Annotated in this window: 17 protein-coding genes; all 17 read right to left on the bottom strand. The window is 35.4% G+C overall.

All coding sequences use genetic code 11. The features are described from left to right. Positions 1–2: 2 nt before the first annotated feature. Entirely contained in the window at positions 3–740 is a 738-nt protein-coding gene (locus KIK04_RS12635; RefSeq protein WP_232274070.1) for a heptaprenylglyceryl phosphate synthase, read from the bottom strand. 381 nt (positions 741–1,121) lie between these two features. Then, positions 1,122–1,496 carry a GtrA family protein gene (locus KIK04_RS12630; protein ID WP_232278715.1) on the bottom strand — a complete coding sequence of 125 codons (375 nt, stop codon included), beginning with the start codon at positions 1,494–1,496 and terminating at the stop codon, positions 1,122–1,124. Further along, positions 1,480–2,412, bottom strand: a complete 933-nt coding sequence (locus KIK04_RS12625) for a glycosyltransferase family 2 protein (protein WP_232274069.1) — start codon at positions 2,410–2,412, stop codon at positions 1,480–1,482. Before KIK04_RS12625 ends, KIK04_RS12630 begins: the two co-directional genes overlap by 17 nt. After that, positions 2,402–3,496, bottom strand: a complete 1,095-nt coding sequence (locus KIK04_RS12620) for a DegT/DnrJ/EryC1/StrS family aminotransferase (protein ID WP_232274068.1) — start codon at positions 3,494–3,496, stop codon at positions 2,402–2,404. Before KIK04_RS12620 ends, KIK04_RS12625 begins: the two co-directional genes overlap by 11 nt. Next, positions 3,489–4,046: an acyltransferase gene (locus KIK04_RS12615; RefSeq protein WP_232274067.1), complete on the bottom strand. Its 558-nt coding sequence runs from the start codon at positions 4,044–4,046 to the stop codon at positions 3,489–3,491. The genes KIK04_RS12620 and KIK04_RS12615 overlap by 8 nt, the downstream gene beginning before the upstream one ends. Continuing rightward, positions 4,033–4,428 (bottom strand): sugar 3,4-ketoisomerase, encoded by a 396-nt coding sequence (locus KIK04_RS12610; RefSeq protein ID WP_232274066.1) that lies wholly within the window; start codon positions 4,426–4,428, stop codon positions 4,033–4,035. Before KIK04_RS12610 ends, KIK04_RS12615 begins: the two co-directional genes overlap by 14 nt. A 16-nt stretch (positions 4,429–4,444) precedes the next feature. Continuing rightward, on the bottom strand, positions 4,445–5,494 hold the full coding sequence (rfbB, locus tag KIK04_RS12605) for a dTDP-glucose 4,6-dehydratase (RefSeq protein ID WP_232274065.1): 1,050 nt from the start codon (positions 5,492–5,494) through the stop codon (positions 4,445–4,447). Continuing rightward, positions 5,487–6,404 carry a glucose-1-phosphate thymidylyltransferase RfbA gene (gene rfbA / locus KIK04_RS12600; protein ID WP_232274064.1) on the bottom strand — a complete coding sequence of 306 codons (918 nt, stop codon included), beginning with the start codon at positions 6,402–6,404 and terminating at the stop codon, positions 5,487–5,489. Before rfbA ends, rfbB begins: the two co-directional genes overlap by 8 nt. Before the next feature lie 25 nt (positions 6,405–6,429). After that, entirely contained in the window at positions 6,430–7,920 is a 1,491-nt protein-coding gene (locus KIK04_RS12595; protein ID WP_232274063.1) for a hypothetical protein, read from the bottom strand. Between the two features lie 49 nt (positions 7,921–7,969). Then, positions 7,970–10,129 carry an LTA synthase family protein gene (locus KIK04_RS12590; protein WP_232274062.1) on the bottom strand — a complete coding sequence of 720 codons (2,160 nt, stop codon included), beginning with the start codon at positions 10,127–10,129 and terminating at the stop codon, positions 7,970–7,972. Between the two features lie 559 nt (positions 10,130–10,688). Next, positions 10,689–13,217: a glycosyltransferase gene (locus KIK04_RS12585; RefSeq protein WP_232274061.1), complete on the bottom strand. Its 2,529-nt coding sequence runs from the start codon at positions 13,215–13,217 to the stop codon at positions 10,689–10,691. Continuing rightward, entirely contained in the window at positions 13,214–14,608 is a 1,395-nt protein-coding gene (locus KIK04_RS12580; RefSeq protein ID WP_232274060.1) for an FkbM family methyltransferase, read from the bottom strand. The genes KIK04_RS12585 and KIK04_RS12580 overlap by 4 nt, the downstream gene beginning before the upstream one ends. A gap of 40 nt (positions 14,609–14,648) precedes the next feature. Continuing rightward, a complete protein-coding gene (locus KIK04_RS12575; protein ID WP_232274059.1) occupies positions 14,649–15,947 on the bottom strand; it encodes an ABC transporter ATP-binding protein in 1,299 nt (432 codons plus the stop codon). A 3-nt stretch (positions 15,948–15,950) separates the two neighbouring features. Further along, positions 15,951–16,727, bottom strand: a complete 777-nt coding sequence (locus tag KIK04_RS12570) for an ABC transporter permease (RefSeq protein WP_232274058.1) — start codon at positions 16,725–16,727, stop codon at positions 15,951–15,953. A 53-nt stretch (positions 16,728–16,780) separates the two neighbouring features. After that, on the bottom strand, positions 16,781–17,737 hold the full coding sequence (locus tag KIK04_RS12565) for a GDP-mannose 4,6-dehydratase (protein ID WP_232274057.1): 957 nt from the start codon (positions 17,735–17,737) through the stop codon (positions 16,781–16,783). A gap of 16 nt (positions 17,738–17,753) precedes the next feature. Continuing rightward, positions 17,754–18,716, bottom strand: coding sequence for a GDP-mannose 4,6-dehydratase (gene gmd, locus KIK04_RS12560; protein WP_232274056.1), 963 nt, complete (start codon positions 18,714–18,716; stop codon positions 17,754–17,756). 26 nt (positions 18,717–18,742) lie between these two features. Then, positions 18,743–19,819, bottom strand: a complete 1,077-nt coding sequence (locus KIK04_RS12555; RefSeq protein WP_232274055.1) for a mannose-1-phosphate guanylyltransferase — start codon at positions 19,817–19,819, stop codon at positions 18,743–18,745. Positions 19,820–19,982 lie beyond the last annotated feature (163 nt).

The raw sequence follows: 19,982 nt of genomic DNA, 5'->3' as shown, positions 1-19,982 counted from the left end.
ATTTAACTATTCAATTCTAACGTCTTCACAGCAGCTACTGTAGCTAAAGCTGCCTCTAAATCATCATACACCACATTGCCTACCACAATAGTATCCGCATTTTGCGAAGCCAGTTGAGCCTGCTCTATAGTTCGGATTCCTCCACCGTAGATAACATGTGCCTGACTGGCGGCTTTCCGGATCTGCCCTACCGTTTCCATATCACCAAACGTTCCGCTATACTCCGCGTACACGATTGGCAAACGCATTAGCTTGTCTGCGATATGCGCATATGCTGATGCCTCACTGGCAGTAAGGTGCGAGTTCACCTGACTCACCTTCGCTGCTGTAGCATCTGGATTCAGTATAATATATCCCTCAGGAATGATTAAATCCCATGGGATCATGTAACCATATTGCTCAATAGCTCGCATATGTTGACCTACTAACCACTCCGTACTTGTTGTGTTCAATACCATCGGAATAAAATAAGCGTCGAACCCCGGCACAACCGCGTCTAAATCGGACACCTCCTGCACAGCAGGCAACTCGAACCTGCGGATACGAGCCATCAAATCAACTGTATTATCAAACGTGACTCCACTCGATCCACCCACAATAATTGCGTCTGAACCGGATAAGCAGATCCGTTCAAGCGTAGTATCGTCGATTTCCTTATCTGGATCGAGCTTAAACACGTGTTTCCATTGTAGTAATTGAATGTCTTGAATTGTGTTGTTACCATTTGCGGAAGCCGCCATTTCAGTTCCTCCACTCTCTGTATGAACTTCTCACGCTTCAGCGTATAGAGCACTGGCCCAATTGCCTTCCCTCAAAAAAAGAAAAAGGCAGAACAAAATAAGTCTAAGCCAGCGGGATGAGGGTGTCAATGAAGGTGATATCCTTACTTGAATGATAATTTTCTCGTATTGATACAAATTGGTTATTGAAGTATTACTGCATCAACTAATTTAGAAATGATGGACTAATTGAACATACAAAACGCGTGTGAAAATCATTCTAGAACTACTCCTATGGGGATGGATTTCGACGTGGAAGTAATTTTTTGTATTTGATTTAAGATAGAGCAATAGCCGAAAGCGAGCCAATCATAGGATGCTCGCTTTCGGCTTAACCTTAACTCAGTCATTTTTTTTAATAATCAATCTACTTAGAATAAAGGTTATCGGAATAGAAAGTATGATAACTATAAGTGGAGCATACTCTTTTTCTAATCCTAAATAATCAATTAGTAGATACAGCATTATTGCATTTAAAACATACTGGACAACGTAAACCAAAGGATATTGAATCATTTTTTTGTAATTCAACTTCTCTTTAAATACATAGTAAGTGTTCAGCACATAGGAAATGAAAATGCCGCAAACATAAGAAACTGTATACGACAACGTATACGATAAAACACTCAGTAGCAGTAAATATATTAAATAGGTGCTCGCCGTATTAACTATACCAACGACCACGAATTTCAAAAATTCCTTACTTAAAAACTTCATCAATAATGAATGCAGGCCTTTTGCGCGTTTCATCCAGTATTCTCCATAAATATTCTCCGATTATTCCTAACATGATCATAATAAGTCCAATTAAAAATGTGATTAACGCAATTATTGAAGTCCAACCTTGAATGCTGGCTACTCCTGTAAGGGCATTGATGACTACGAATATTCCATAGATAAAACTAAAAGCTGCAACAATAAAGCCAGTTAAAGACATAAATCGAATCGGCACGTAAGAAAAACTGACAAAAGAGTCGATAAATAGCTTGATTTTCTTAGACAGTGTCCATCTTGATTTCCCCAGTTTTCTCTCTTCGCGAGTATAGGGTATCATAGTTCTATCATGACCTAACCAGTAAATGAGGCTCATAATATTTGTGTTTTTTTCATTGATTTGATTCAATTCTCGAACGACTTGCCTGTCGACTAGCACAAAGTCAAATCCTCCCTGAGGATATCCCTTGATCGCAAGCTTGTCCATAAAGTAGTAATACGTATTAGAAAATGCCTTTTGAGAGATGGATTCTTCACGGTCCTGTCTCGTTGCGAGAACAACCTTGTTACCTTTTTCCCAATGTCCAAGCATATCAGCAAACAACTCTGGAGGATCTTGCAAATCAGCCGAGATAATACCTACTACATCCCCATCAATATGATGAAGACCCGCTTGTATAGCAGCCATAGACCCACAGTTTTTACTTAGTTTCACTATCTTTATTCTTGAATCTTTCTCTTTTTCTTCCAATAATAATTGAAGTGACTTATCTCCTGATCCATCATCTACAAAAACAAATTCCAACTCATATTCAGGCAATAACTGCTGAAGATTTTTTAGTCTGGGTACAGTATTTGGAATATTAAGCTCGTTATAATAAATCGGAACAAGAATAGAGAAAAGCTTTTTATTCTCCATAACGATTTATTACCTCCACGACTTTCCGTACATCTTCCATATCCATTACTGGGCTGATCGGTAGACTGATAACCTCATTATGAATTTTCTCTGATATATGGAATTCCATTTCACTCCACTCTTTGTAAGCTTCTTGTTTATGTGGTGGAATTGGATAATGAATCAGCGTTTGAATACCGTTATCCATTAAGTACTTCTGCAAATCATCCCTATTAGCTGTACGCACTACAAACAAATGCCACACATGTGATTCCTGTTCATCCGTTGTAGTTGGTTTAATAATAAGCGGGTTATCGATATTATTCATGAAATAATCAGCAATTTGTCTTCGCTTCATATTATCTTCATCAAGATACTTTAATTTCACGCTTAAAATGGATGCTTGCATTTCGTCTAATCTACTATTGACCCCTTTAAAAATATTTTCATATTTTTTGTGAGATCCGTAATTCCTCAAAGCAAAAAGCCTTTGAGCCAAGGAATCATCATTTGTAGTAATCGCACCTGCATCACCTAAAGCCCCCAAGTTCTTACCTGGGTAGAAACTAAAAGCTGCTGCATCCCCGAGGTTACCTGCTCTATTCCCACTATATTTCGCTCCATGGGATTGTGCACAATCTTCTATAACTTTCAAATTGTATTTTTTAGCCAAACCATTAATAGCATCCATATCGCATAGCTGTCCATAAAGATGAACAACCATAATAGCTTTAGTTTTAGAAGTTATTTTGTCTTCAATTAAAGCAGGATCTATATTATAGGTATGCAAGTCCGGTTCAACAAGTACTGGAGTTGCTCCATTCATTGATACTGAGAGAATTGAGGCGATATACGTATTCGAAGGAACGATAACCTCGTCCCCTTCTCCAATATCATATGCCTTAATAATAAGCGCAAGTGCATCTAGCCCGTTCGCAACGCCGATACAATGTTTAGTTCCACAATATTGAGCAAATTCAGCCTCAAACTGCTTAACACCTTCACCGAGAACATACCAGCCCGAGTGAATAAACTTCTGTATGGCTTCCATCATTTCAGCTTCATGACGCAAATTTATCTGTTTTAAATCCAGGAAACTAATCATTTTTCTCTCCTAGAATACAATTTTTGTGTTCATATTCCTTATTACATTTACTGCAAACTAAATCAGAAGATAGCTTCTCTCCACAATTGCAAATGTAACTTACAAACTTGGCTGGATTTCCAAACCATAGCGTATTATTAGGTACATTCTTCGTTACCACCGAACCCGCACCAATCATCGCATATTTCCCTATTGTTATTCCAGCTATTATTGTTGAGTTAGCTCCGATCGAAGCCCATTCCTCTACAATCGTTTCAAGAAATTGATCAGGATATTGTTTAGATCGCGGTCTTAAATCATTAGTAAAGGTAACGTTAGGACCAATAAAAACGTTATCTTTAATTCTTACACCATCCCATATATAGACACCTGACTTCACAGTGACATTATCTCCAAGGACAACATCATTCTCAATAAAAGTGTGGTCATTGACATTACAATTCTCCCCTAGAACTGCACCTGGGAGAATATGTGCAAAAGCCCATACGCGAGAATTCGCTCCAATATTATCAGTTTCAACTAATGATTGTGGATGCTTATAATACTTCATTCTTATACACCTCACAAAAGTTATCATATCTATGAATATAATCTGCCTCATCGTAATGATGTGAAGCCAAGACTAGCAATACACAATTCTCGGAAAAATCGTACATTTCATGCCAATCATTGGGTTCAAGTAAAAGCATGGCTTGAGGTGAATCAAGTGTCACTTCATCTTTTCTCTTCGTATTATCGAGGGAAACTTTACAAGATCCAGAGATAGCAATAAGAGCTTGTCTAGTCTTGTAATGTGCATGACCACCTCTGCGCACACCTTGCTTAGTCCCATAAATATAAAACACTCTTTTTATATCAAAAGGGACTTGCAGCTTAGATTCTATTACAGATAAGCTTCCTCTTTCAGGATCCGAATGTACCTTCATATCCATTAAGCAACTTTGCATATTATTTCCCTTCCAACATAAATTGATTGACGTACCATTCAACAGTCTTCTTAATGCCACTCTCGAAATTTTCATCCGCCATCCAATTAAGTTCGTTTTCAATCTTAGATGCGTCAATAGCATATCTACGATCATGTCCGGGACGATCGTTTACATAACGGATTAATTCTTTGTAACTATTCAAACTCTTATCTCTCATTTGTGGAACCGTATCATCTAATAGTTCGCAGATTAGATCTGCAATATAAATATTTACTCGCTCATTGCGCCCACCGATGTTATAGGTTTCCCCATTTTGCCCCTGATGATATACCAAGTCTATACCTTTACAATGGTCGGTAACATATAGCCAGTCTCTCACATTCTTTCCGTCCCCATAAATAGGAATTGTGTTAGAGTTGAGTGCGTTATAAATAATTGTTGGTATTAATTTTTCAGTGTGCTGCTTAGGACCGTAATTATTAGAACAGTTCGTAGTTACTACGTTCATACCGTAGGTATGATAATAACTTCTCACAATTAAATCAGAGCTGGCTTTGCTGGCGCTATAAGGTGAATTCGGTGCATACGGAGTATTCTCCGTAAACAACCCCGTTTCACCTAAAGTACCGTATACTTCATCTGTTGAAATATGATGAAATCTACAGTTCTCATACCCTTTTTTATATATAAACGGCGCTTCCATCCAATACTTTTTTGCAGTGTCTAATAACACAAAAGTACCTTTTACATTAGTCTCTATAAATGATTCTGGAGACTTAATCGAATTATCCACGTGCGATTCCGCCGCGAAATGAATTACGCCCTCAATATTATATTTTTCAAACAGGTGACTTACTAAAGCTTGATCGCAAATATCACCTTGTTGAAAAATGTATCTAGGATGATTTTGAACTTCAATTAAATTATCACTGTTCCCCGCATAAGTTAACTTGTCCAAGTTAACTAAAGTATAGTTCTCATAATTATCTAGAAAATATGGTATAAAATTCGAACCAATAAAACCTGCTCCACCAGTAACTAGTATTGTTTTATGTAAATTATTATCCATAATACGTTAGTTCCGTTTCTTTTTGATTTTCTTTATCTGAAGCACTTTGCTTTGCGATATCCAACAAATACTGTCCGTAATCATTTTTGGACATGCTTTGTCCGAGTGCTACTAATTGTTCAGCTGAAATGTATCCTTTGTAATACGCTATTTCTTCAATACACGCCACTTTAAAGCCTTGTCTCTTCTCTACCGTTTCAATAAAATGAGAGGCTTGCATTAAAGAATCATGTGTTCCTGTATCCAACCAAGCGAATCCTCGACCAAGAAGCTCAACATTTAATTTGCCCACCTTAAGGTAGGCATTATTTATATCTGTAATTTCTAGTTCACCTCTGGCCGATGGCTGTATTTGTTTAGCAATCTGGACAACATCGTTATCATAAAAGTACAACCCTGTAACAGCAAATTGAGATTTAGGATGCTCCGGTTTCTCTTCAATTGACTTCACTTTTAAATCATGGTCGAATTCCACGACACCGAACCGTTTAGGATCTTTAACTTTATAACCGAATACAGTTGCTCCTTCTTCACGCTTCGCAACCTTCATTAACAGTTCTGAGAAACCTTGCCCATAATAGATGTTGTCCCCCAAAATTAAAGCAACTCGATCGTTTCCTATAAACTCTTCACCGATAATGAAAGCCTGAGCCAATCCATCTGGATTCGGTTGAACAGCATAACTAAGCTGAATCCCCAATTCATCTCCAGCTCCTAAAAGTTGTTCAAATCTAGGAGTGTCCTCCGGAGTTGAGATTATCAGTATATCCTTAATACCAGCTAGCATAAGGACAGATAAAGGATAATAGATCATCGGTTTATCATAAATAGGAAGCAACTGTTTGGATATAGTCTTAGTTAAAGGATATAACCGCGTCCCGCTACCGCCTGCTAAGATGATTCCTTTCATAGCATATGCCCCTTTATAGCCATTTTCACTTCAATTGCTTTGAAATAGATTTATCCCAAATATAAATCTCTGATTGGTCTATTTTATGAATTTCAGTAGGCTCTCCAAATGAATTAATTATAGTTTCTTTATTAATGTCTCCCCAACCATCATTTGAGAATACCATGAAATTCACATCTTGCTCGTACCACTCTTCATAGCTTAGCCATTTATGAGCCTGAATACTTCCTCCATTAGATATTACAGGATACACATTTACTAAGCCTTTGCTTTCTACTGTTAAATTCAAAGAACTCCAGAAAGAACCATACCCATGTTTTAGGTTTCTCTCAACTAAAAATGCTGTTACTTTATTTTCATATAATTGATTAACTGAAAGTGGTGTAATAATATAACTACCAATTATCACCACAGAAGCAACAGCTAATAATATACGTTTTTTTGCATTAGAAAAATCTATTTTAGAAAACCCGTACTTTCCAATAAACACCATTAAGAAAATATACATAGGGAATAAATATCGAGTCGAACCTATATCTACTGGCATATTACTAATTAAGTATTCTGCCAAATTAATTAGTATTGCAACTAGTAAAAAAACATACAATCTATCATAGCTTTTGGTGAATTTGAAGTTTTTAACTGCCGAATAAATTAAATATATGCCTACAACTAGTATAATAAAATGAATGCCTTTTTTTATAGTTGTAATTGACGTTACTTCTCCTCCAAAAAAAATTGCGTCAAACAGAAGCAGAATTCCTTCAACAGCTAATACAATATTTTTTACTATATCTTTGAATTCTACAAACTTTGCGACCCCAACTGAAGGAATAGTAAAGTTCAATATATAAAGCACAAGCTTTGAGGCGATGTATGCTCCTATCGACATTAATACCACGTATATATGGTTTGCTTGACGATCTTGATACCATAGAAAACAGCTTGTAATAATGATTGGAATCGTAAAAAACCATATGACAAATGGATCTGCTATCAAAACAATAACTGAGAGAATTACAAACAATGAATACTTGGCGACATTACTTTTTAAGTACTCAAGAGCAATGATCGCTAGAAATACGTAAAGCATCGAACTAATATGCATCGGGCCATTCAAGACCGTACTCGAAATGAAGAGTGAAGGAATCGCTAGTAATGAAAAGGTTATAATAGCATTCGAATATTTGAATCCTTCTTTTGTTTTACCTGCTAAATACACTGCGCACCAGACAACACCAAGTAACCATATAGCAGAGGAGTACTTAATAATTAGAGGGCTTATCCCCATTATGCAAATAAATATGTAATACAAAACTATTTCCGTCGTATAATACGAACCAGTAGATAGATACCAACCGTCTAAAAGGTAGTTCCCATTCTTTATTGCATCCGCCATAAGAACAACTGAGGCTGCATCCGAGTGGATCGGCCAACTAAAAGAAAAGTTAATATAATAAAAAAACAATGCTAATGAAACTACAAAAAAGACTAGAATCTTTGCTATTCGAGACAATTTTACCCCTCCATTAATTATATTTATTAAGGTTTTCAAAATTAATTTATTATTCGACTTTCTTTGTCGAAATTTCACTTATTTCCATATCTAAAGAGGCGAGTTTTTTAAGTCTTAATTCGAGAATGTCAGCCTCATCAACAACATCAAAAGGCAGTTGAGCATAATAATAAGAACCATCATGTTTAAGATCCTTTAATTTATGTTTTTTGAAGGATAGCACCTTTTGTTTGTTGTTACTTATTACATCTAGCTCGAATATATCATCTGTTTGATTGATACTATTACTTTTCATTTTCAATTTATACTCCAATATATAAGAACCTTTCAAATACCTTTGATAAGGGCCAAACACATTGATTATACCTATATTCTCTTTACTACTAATAATACTATTATTAGACGTTTTATAAGTATTAGGTGTAACAAACATTAAGGGTATCAAGTTTTTTGCTAAATATAACTTGTCTTTTTCGTAAGAGTTAAACACCGATTTTTTATCAATGCTCGGAGCTTCCTTTGAAAACGAAATCGACAAATTGTTGATTTGGATTTCCTTACGATCGGTTTGACTGTTAAATTCTGAACTTATAAACATTCGAAAACTGTATCCTGCCTGCTTTTTCTCATTATAAAAAGAATGAGTTATCTCACCTTTCGGATTGTTACTATCAATAACTTTATTATGAATTACATTATCATTGTTATCTAACTCGATTGTTACCAAATCGCCTGATTTAAGATTTGATACTTCGTAATCAAGTTCAACTGTAACAAAAGTGTTTTCTGGTAAAGAAACATATTGTCCATCTGTAATGATAGCACGTTTATTCCCTGTAAATTGGAATTCTTTTTCACTTATAATATTTATTCTTCCTAAGTTATCACTAAGTGGCCTACTGACATATTGTTTATATAGCAATAATTCGTTTTTAATGTTGTTATTATCGACTGTAACTTTACTGTATTCACTTGAAAACATCTGACCATTTTCTGATACTAACTCATAAGTATCTCCCTTATTATCAACGTGCAGCACTTTCCCTTTATTCGTCGAATAGAAAATATCTCCGTTATAATGTGACCCAAACAATATCGGCTCGTCAGTACTATACTCTCTAAATATACTTCGACCTATATTTTTTTTATATTTTTCTGGATTAACATAGTCCAGTATTGAAGCCAAAATGTCTTTTTGACCATATACCCCTTCATTGATTATGTTATTTTTGATATCAGAAGAATATGCGATACTAGTTCCCCAGTTGGAGCCATACGGTTGATTGTCTACCCCATGTGACTCATCAGACACAATCAATACTAGAGTATCTTTTCCTATACCTGAATGATCTAAGAACTCAAAAAAATTAGCCAGGGATTCATCTAAGTATTTTACTGCAGCATCTTTTCGGTTGGGATACTTATCTTCATATTCCTTCGGCACAGCAAATGGATGATGCGTACCTACCGTTAATAGCGTTGTAAACCATGGTTTATCAGCTTTATCCATGTTCAGTAAATAATCTTCAACTTGTTCGAAGAATGCCTTATCATCTATTCCCCATCCAAAAGGGACATATGATTTTGTAAAACCTTCAGATCCAATAATTGTGTCAAATCCAGCCTGTTTCATAAATTGATCTTTAGACATAAATTCTAGTGGAGCAGCTTGAATAAATGCAGTTTCATATCCTTCTTGCTTTAAGAGCTGTGGTAGCATTTGATTCCGATTACTTTGAATCTGCATATATTCATAAGCTTTTGGAGTAGAGGCATCCAGTTTAGGGTAATCTCCACTTAACAAAGAATATAATCCTCTAATCGTTTGATTATTGTGTGCAATAAAATTGGGAACTACTAAACTATTGTCTCTAAGCTTATTTAAAGATTCCAATTGTAGCGGATGTTTGACATTTAATGATTTTTGAACGTCTGCAAAGTATGCTCCTGGAATTCCTTCAAGAACGATCATCAATACGTTCTTTTTCTCTTTACCACCATTGGACACCAGTATCTTTCCTGTATTTATTGATTCATCATTATTAACCCTACTTAATATGTCAGAAGGTATAGCAGCCTCGTAAGTGCTATCCATTTTATTTACCGCCGCTGTGAGCGTATTATTAATTGATGCATAAACAAAATTGTTATCTTTCCACGAAGAACCAGATATCTTCACAAAAAAAATATTAATTCCTATTATTATCATGAAAGTGATGAGCAGTTTAATATTCGAAAATCTCTTCTTTATAATTAGCTTGCTTTTATCGGAACATACAATAAACATTAACATCGAAAGAACTAGTATTAGGCTGTATATCGGAAAATTTATGTGTGACAATGTGCCACTAATAAACTGTTTATCCGTAACGTAAAAAACATCTCTTAAGTTAATTAAATTATTTAATGCAATTATGTTCTCCATATTTGCTATATGTAAGAGAATAAGAGGTATAGAAATTATGTAGGGTATAATAAAGTATATTTTTTTAGCAATGTAACATAGTAACAACAGACAGACTGCAAATAAAATATCTTCTAATAAAGAAATCATAAACGAACTTGGATCGATCTCAATATTTTTGTTATTATACAATAAAACTCTTCCAAGCGGTAAACCTATCAAAAAAAGTAATGCCGACGTATAAAACAACTTTTCCCTCATTATCTTGAGCCCCTCGTGATGTATGTACATGCAATAAACTCTAACAGTAAACAGAACCTAAGCGCCTAAAGGCACCTAAGTTCTGTACTAAAATTATTCCGTGTTACATACCACTTTTAGCATATGCTAACGTAGCTGACAATTGATATAAATTGCGATTATTCCACTGACTTGATTTTGTTTCCTCGACAATGGCATCGATTAGTGTATCTGTTAATGATGATGTAGTATCTTCTTTTATGAAATCAGCGTACTTCTTCGAAATTTTCTTGATATCGAGTTCATTCTCTGCATATTGCCTAGCATTTATCCCGATATTATCAACTAATTCTTTATCTGATATTAACTCTTTTAACGAATGATACACCATGTCAATTTCACGTGTTTCATGCGTGTTTTCAGGTGAAGATAATTTAACACAACAGTCATCCGGTACCTCTGAGAAACTGCCCACATCATTTATAACAGCGCATTTCCCCTTAGCGAGAATTCTCATAAAGCTGCCTGATGTTTCCCCATTGTACGGATACCTTAAATTCAGACAAATGTCAGTTGCATCAATATAGTCCTCAAAAGTGGTTAAATCAACATAACCCGTGACAATAACTTTATCTTCCAGCTTATTACTCATGATATATTGCTCTAGCTCTTGTTTAATATCAGGTGACGGTTTTCCTACTAAACAAAGCAATAGATCTTCCTTCAATTCCAGTAACTTTTTAAATGCTTTTAAAATTGGCATGATCCTCTTTGTTTCGTGAATATGCCCAAAAGCAGATAGCACAATGTGGCTGTCCGCAATATTTAATTTTGCTCTGATTTCATTAATATCGTTGTTCAAATCAGTAACATTAGCATAATGAGGTATTTTTCCAACATGATGACTAATGTTTTTCTCCAACAACAATTTTTTAACATACTCGCTATGAACAATGATTTTGTCGGCATAATTCGCAACCATACCATTACTCGCTATTTCAAATATTTTCAACCCACTGTTACCAGAACTAATATCATTAATATAGTTCGCTACAAACTCATTGCTATTGTCTTCGCATAATAACTCTTTATACGATTTCAGGTCACCTTTTCTAGCTGTTAAATAATGAATAACACCGTGTAAGTTATAGTCATGAAGCACAACCGTTCCAGAGTATTTCTTTATATATGGAAACATATATGAATGATAATCACTATTGCCAACCTGATACACTATATCAGCATATTTATTTCTATTCGCAGCAAATTTATCATGACTATACACATCTATACCATCATTCAATTTACATTCTACAACATAGCCCTTATCAATATAGACATCAATCGAAAAGTAATTAACTAGCTCGTTTAGTATATCTAAACTATAATCTGCAATCCCAGACTGCTTAGGAGGCAGAGGCGTAAAAAATGCTATTTTTCGCTTTTCCGATTCGACAACTTCTTCTTTTTCATTTTTCATAATGGATTCAAAAGCATGCAATGTATCTCTCGCTACTTTCTCCCATTGGAATAAATTCAAGCGTTCGTGCCCTTTGGCAACCAGATCGTTTAAATCAGCCGATTCAAGGATTTCAACTAACCCTCTAGTAATGTCCTTTCTATCAAACGGGTCAACTAATATAGCCGCGTCTCGAGCAATTTCGCCCAAGCTGGAATTGTTTGAAGTTAGCACAGCTGTGCTGCAAGCCATAGCTTCTATAACTGGCAACCCGAAACCCTCATATTGAGAAGGGAAGGCGACGACATGCGCCATATTGTATAATTTAATCAAATGATCCAGTGGAACAAAGTTTGTAAGTATCAATCTATCCCGCACATTGTTTTTATTAGCAATATCATGGTAACGCTCCACTGAACTTTGACTCAGTCTACAAGCAATAACAAGTTGATATTTATCAATTAAGTGTTTTGGCATTTTTGCATATGCTTTAATTAGCTCTGATATGTTTTTTCTATCATCGTCGCCGCCTGTACACATAATAAACTCATCTTGGATGTTATACTGTTTTCTTATGTGTTTTTTGTCTTCATCAGTCATATTCAAATTTGTATACCATTCATCAATCCCAGCATAAATAACATCTATTTGATCGTTGACTGTTTTAAAATGTTCAATAAAATCATCTTTTGCGCTCTGTGAAATGGCTAGTATCTTGTCAAAGCGTTCTATGTTATGAATACAACTCATATACTCTGTATAACCCGTTTTATTACTTAAATATCTTTCTTTAAATACATAAGGGATAATATCATATAAAGTAACTACTGTCTTAACTCCACTTAGCCAATCAGCATCATAAGATATATGCCGATCAAACGGAGCAGTAACATAAAAAACATCTATTTCATTTTGTTTGATAAATTGTTTTACTACATCGCCAATTATCGGTTTGTATTCTCTGTTTTTCAGCAATATATTTCCTTCGCCAGCGTAAAAGTAATGTTCGCTCACATTATCAGAATAATGCAATAGTTCTTTCAAGCTGACATCTTCAATAAAGTTCAAAAGAAAATACCTATTATCCTTGTCAATTTCAAACAACTTTTTCAATTGACTTGTTGTATAGTTACCTATTCCTCTATTTTTAGAGTCCGGGCCTAAAATGGCTAATACATCAATCGCGATATTCATTTTTTAACAGCCCTCTCTTTTAAATATCTTTTATCTAGATAAATGGAGTTAATTCCGGTAAAAGCATATTCATCGTAATCCTTGCTATTCAAATATTCCTTGAGCGCTTCATTTTTTGTATGATAAGCCAACTCTATGCTGTACTCTATCATCTCAGCAACAATAATCAGAGGTCTATTATCCTCCCAGTTTATAGAATGGATGATTTCCATATCCTTCCCCTCTATGTCTATAGATAAGATTGTCGGGGCTTTGCCTAAATAGATCGAAACGATATCATCATAAGTTATTGTTTTTATAGACTGCTTATCAATAATTTTAAGCGTGGAATTCATCTGACAAAATTGGTTAGCCGTATCTATATCCGGAGTACTTAATCCGTCACCGTTAAGTATATAAAAATCAACATAATGGCCTGAATGGACATCCACACAATTGTTTAATATTATATCTTTATGCCGGTAAAATTTTAGTTCTGGTATTAGCTGCGGGTTGGCTTCTACCAAAACGCCCTTAGCTCCCGATTTATAAAAATGATACGTGTTGCTCATTTCCTTGGCGTGATTCGCGCCCAGATCTATATAACTAACTTCTTCTAGTGGTATTCCTAGAACCATAATCAAATATGCTAATATGCTATCTTCACCTGATTGTGAATATGTGGTTTTCAAAAAGAAACTTTGATCATTGTTATCAATTTGAGCTATATCATTCAACTTGTTTAGTTTATTGTTAATCTCATCTACTTGTTTTGCATAAATTTCATTTATTTTACTCATAGAATTTACGAATTGATTCGTAGATTCTATTTGTTGAATTAAAGAGTCTGTATGTCGATTTAGAGAGTCTATATGTTGATTTAGAGATTCAATTTGTAGTTTATAACCATACTGTTCTTGTTCAAGATTTTGAATAGACTGTTCAGACTGTAGTTGTTGGACCTGAGCTTTTTCTAACGCTTCCTTATGTTCGCTCTGCAACTGTTCAATCCTATTGGAGTGTGCTTGTTCCATTTCTGACTGCTTATCCAACACACTATTTAGTAACTCAGTAGTTCTCCCTATAGCAGGCGTTACAGCATTGTTGAACTCAGTCTGCTGATTAGCTACAGGATCTAAATACCACTTCAAAAATTTTCTAACCACTTTTTTTCCAAACACAATAAAAGGACCCAACACTTTTCTGTGGGAATGAATATATCTATGGGCACGATTCTCTCTTGTGTTGGACATCACATTTATATGAGTATGGATTTCTTCCATGTATTTGTTCTTTTCTATACTGTTGTTTTGGAAAGGGATACTTTGATTTATATCCTCTGTACGCTGTAAACCTTCCATGAGCTTATTAAAAATCACTTCATGCTCCACACTTGTATACTTTAAGCTCATCACCTATACCTCCTTGTATGACTTAACACTTATTTTTCAACTAGTCCAGTTCCCAATGATGATCAATAGAAATCAATCCAACAGATCTATCTCTCGATACAACTGTGAATTCCATATAATATTTAATAAAATCTAAGGCTCTATGATTACCTTCGACTACAGCCACATTAAGCTTATATTTACCTGACAGAAGATTACATGATTGAACAACAAATTTTACAGTACCTTTACTTCTCATGTTCGTAATTTTCATTTTATCAATCTGGGTGTTATTCCCATAAAGGAGAACATTCTCTTCTGTGTAAAAGCCCATCCCAAAAATATATTCCTTTTGAGGAGAATTTATTTTATAGTCAATTTCTACAGTGACAGATTCACCCGCAGTAATGACATTTGTGCTCTCACCGTGTTTATTAATCATTCTGGCTTCAGTTATCTCAACTTCTCTGGATCCCCATCTTACATCATCAGAAAACGTTAATGTGCTTTCATCACTTGTCCCAATAACATTGCTTGATTGAGACTCTTCTATCTCGATTTCCTTTTCTTGCTTTTCCTGCTTTTCTTGCTTTTTAAATTCGATCTGTTTCTGCTCAACAAACTTTTCATTCATATGTTGTTGATATAAATTAACTACCCGATCAGACGCACCCTGCTCCACAATTATTCCTTTATTTATCCACACAACTCTATCGCATATTTTCTCAACTGTTCCTAGATCATGTGTTACGATTACAATCGTAGCGCCACTTAATTTGAAGCTTTTAATTTTTTCGAAACACTTTTTCTGGAAATTTTCATCTCCAACAGAGAGAATCTCATCAATCAGTAAAATCTCTGGATTAACATTAATTGCAACTGAAAATGCCAACCGCATATACATTCCAGATGAATACGTTCTCACTGGATTTTCAATAAAACCACCAAGTTCTGAGAATTCTATAATTTCATCTATTTTTTCATTAATTTCTTTGCGGGACAATCCAAATATTGAAGCATTGGTATATATATTTTCCCTACCCGTGAAATCGGGGTGAAACCCCGCTCCTAATTCAATTAAGCTAGATATTCTACCATCAACAATTATTTCCCCGGAGTCTGGATATAATATTTTGGTGATTAGCTTTAATAGCGTGCTTTTGCCACAACCGTTATGACCTATTAATCCGACGGTCTCACCTTTTTTTATTTCAAGGCTTAAATTATTTACTGCGAGAAACTCACTATGTTCATTGCTCCGTAAGCGCAGTATTTTTTCTTTTAATGTAAGTGGCTTGTCATGATATATTTTAAAAGCTTTACTAACATTTTTAATATTTATAACCGTTTGTTCTTTCATTATTTATAGTTCCTCCGCGAAGGTCTTCTCACATTTTTGGAACACAAATATCCCTATCACTAATAACACAAGTCCAACACCTAGAGAATACAGTAATGTACCCCAGTCCGGCTGAGTTCCATATAGCAAAATACTTCTAAAACCATTAATTATCGGAACCATTGGATTATAGCCAATCAAGTCCGCAATCTTTTCAGGGAATATATCCATATCAAATACGATTGGCGTAATATAAAACCATACCATTGTCAATATACCTACGATATGCTCTAAATCTCTAAATCTCACATAAAGAGCAGAGAACAATAATGCTATCCCTAATATAAAAATAAACTCTATAGCTAAAATGACAGGTAGCCAAAAAACATTTAGAGTTAAATCAATTCCTGTAATCAAAAGAGCAGCAAATACAATAACTAGTCCAAAGATGTAATTCATTAGATTAGTACACACAACGGAAAGAGGGAGAATCATCCGGGGAAAATATATTTTTTTAACTAGATTAGCCCCTCCTACAATACTATTTGTCGCCCCTTGAATAGAAGTAGTAAAGAAAATCCAAGGAAGTAAGGCAACAAAAAGAAACATAGGATAATTCTCTTGGTTATTTCTTAAGATAAACGGAAAAACAATCGAATAAATAATGAGCTGCAATAATGGATTTACAAAGGTCCATAAAAAACCTAAAAATGAGCCTTTGTACCGAGAACGCAGCTCTTTTCGCACCACGCTCACCAGCATTTGTCTGTATTCAAAAATCTCCCCAAAAATTCGCATCATATTATTACTTGTATACCACCCATCAGATTAGTCTTAATAATAAAGGGTTTATGTTATTTAATGTGAGTACGCCAATAATCTAAAATATCTTTAAGTGACTCGGTCAAAGTTATTCTTGGTTCCCAACCAGTTTCCTGTTTCAATTTGCTATAATCCCCAAAATAGCAAGGGTAATCAGAGGGCCTTAATTTTGTTTCATCTCTTAAGATCTCTATACCGTTTGAAACACAACTAACTTCTATTAATGAATCTAGAATTGATTGGGCTGATTTAGGCTGCCCCGAACATACATTATAAACTTCTCCAGGTATTCCACCCTCCATTAGCCTCACATATGCCTCAACAATATCCCTTACATCTGTAAAATCTCGCTGGGCTTCTAAATTGCCAACATTTATTATTGGAGCTTGTAACCCCTTCTCAATAGAAATAATTTGCTTCGCAAAATCACTAGTAATAAAACCTAATGATTGACCTGGTCCGATATGATTAAAAGGCCTAGCATGAATAATATTCAATTTGTAAACTTTAGAGTATTGCCTAGCAAGCATAGAAACAGACGCCTTTGAGATACCATACGGACTGATAGGTTGAAGAGGAGTTCGTTCTGTAATGGCATTTAGATCATTAATATGACCGTATTCCTCTGAAGAACCCACAGTTAAAATTTTCACACTCTCCCAGACTTCACTCTGCCTTATAGCTTCCAGAATATTAATTGTATTAACTAAGTTAGCGTTGATTGTACTCACTTTAGCCTTCCAAGATTCACTCACAGAACTTTGCCCAGCAAGATGATAAATTTCATCAGGTCGAAAGTTATCTAATAACCTCTTCCATGCATCAACATCATCATAGTTAATTTTTAATATTTCAAAAGTTTCCTTAAAATGCAACTCAGGACAACAGTTTCTTGTTGTCCCGATTACAGTGTACCCTTTATTAATTAGACTATTAGCCAAATGTCCCGCTACAAATCCGGTTCCTCCGGTTATAATTGCTTTTTTCATAGCAGTAACTCCATTCTTAACCCTTGTATTTTTCCAAATCACTATCTACCATCATCTTAATAAGCTGCTCAAAGCCTACTTCAAGATCCCATCCAAGTTGCTGTTTAGCCTTTGTACAATCTCCTAGCAAGAGATCAACTTCCGCTGGACGAACAAACTTCGGATCAATAACAACATAGTCTTGCCAGTTAAGTCCTACGTGCCCAAATGCGATTTCAACCAACTCTTGAACCGTATGCATTTCACCTGTGGAAATAACGTAATCATCTGGCGTGTCTTGCTGTAGCATCAACCACATCGCCTTAACGTAGTCCCCTGCAAATCCCCAGTCGCGCTTTGCATCCAAGTTGCCCATGCGCAGCTCAGATTGAAGTCCAAGCTTAATTCGAGCCACAGCATCTGTTACTTTGCGTGTAACAAACTCAACGCCACGACGTGGAGATTCATGGTTAAACAAAATACCAGAGCAAGCAAACATATCAAAGCTTTCGCGATAGTTAATAGTAATCCAATGTCCGTAAACCTTAGCCACACCATAAGGGCTGCGTGGATAGAATGGAGTTGTCTCTTTTTGTGGCGTCTCCATTACTTTACCAAACATCTCACTGCTGGAAGCTTGATAGAAACGCGCTTCCGGCTTAACAAGACGAACAGCTTCCAACATATTTGTAACTCCAAGTGCTGTCACTTGAGCAGTTAATCCAGGTTGTGTCCATGATGTGCCGACAAAAGACTGCGCAGCCAAGTTATACACTTCATCAGGATTAGCAATTTTAACAGCCTGCATAAGCGAGCTAAGATCCAGAAGATCCCCGTCGATAAACTCAATATCGTTCTTAATATGCTCAATGTTCTCCATAATTGGGACACTTGTTCTTCTTCTCAAGCCAAACACTTTATAACCCTTCTCCAACAACAACTCTGCTAAGTAAGAACCATCTTGTCCTGTAATTCCTGTAACTAACGCGCGTTTTTCCATCAAAATCAACTTCCTTTATGATCGATTTAGAGGTAATGCTCCATCTTTTGAACTCGAATTTCTTTGATCAGAGATTTAATTTCTTGTGCTTTATCTTTATTACATATAAGCGTGACATCATCTGTCTCAACAATAATTAAATCTTCAACGCCTAATGTAGCAATCAATTTCCCATTGCTCTCTATGATACATCTTTTCGTATCTATGTTTAATGAATTCCCACGAACAACGTTTCCGTTTTCATCTGATTCATTAATTCGCTCAAGCGCTGTCCAACTGCCTACATCATCCCAGCCAAATACGCACGGAATCACATAAATATGTTTCACTTTTTCCATAATACCATAATCCACAGATTGATCCGGCATTTTTGGAAATTCCGTACTAACGACCACGTTACGGTCATTGTTCTTAAATGATGCTTTCATCGTTTCTAATATATCATGAACCTGCGGCATATGTTCCTTAATATAGCCCCGAATAACGTCTGTTCTCCAAACAAATATCCCACTGTTCCAGTAGTAGTTCCCAGCTTCTATATACGCAGTTGCTTTTTCCAGATCAGGCTTCTCGACAAATTGCTCAACCTTATGCACGTTAAGTCCGTTTACGGCAACGATGTCATCCGAGCTTTCAATATAACCATATCCTGTTTCAGGGTATGTTGGCTGAATACCTAACGTAACAAGACTTTGTCCATCCTGACTAACCTCTACTGCTGTTTTTAAGATGTTCAAAAATTCATCTTCATCTTTAATAATATGATCTGACGGCAAGACTACCATCGTACTATTCGGAAATTTCTCTTCAATAATAATAGACGCAAGCCCTACACAAGGTGCCGTATTACGCCCAATCGGTTCAATAATAATATTATCAGAAGGCAAAGCAGGTATTTGAGCCTTAATTAATTCGGCATACAGTTTATTCGTTACAACAAAAATTTTCTCAATATCTATGTATTTTTGCAGTCTACTTACACATTGCTGAATCATTGACTTGCTTCCAGATATATTTAAAAACTGCTTAGGCAGATTAGTCCGACTTTTAGGCCAAAAACGCTCACCTTTTCCTCCTGCCATAATGACTGCCGTTACATCCATGGTTGTACCTCCAATTGAATCTAAAATAATATTATACTCTAGCTGGAAAAAATAATTCAATTAACGAATCGTCATCACATACCTTATTTCGTCAAAAAGCGGTATAATTGTGTTGAATCTTTACATATCTTATATCGTAACAATAAATTATACATTTTTCTAC

This window comes from Paenibacillus sp. 481 (assembly GCF_021223605.1).
Taxonomy (GTDB): Bacteria; Bacillota; Bacilli; order Paenibacillales; family Paenibacillaceae; genus Paenibacillus_B.
This window is presented reverse-complemented; position numbering and strand designations above follow the sequence as displayed.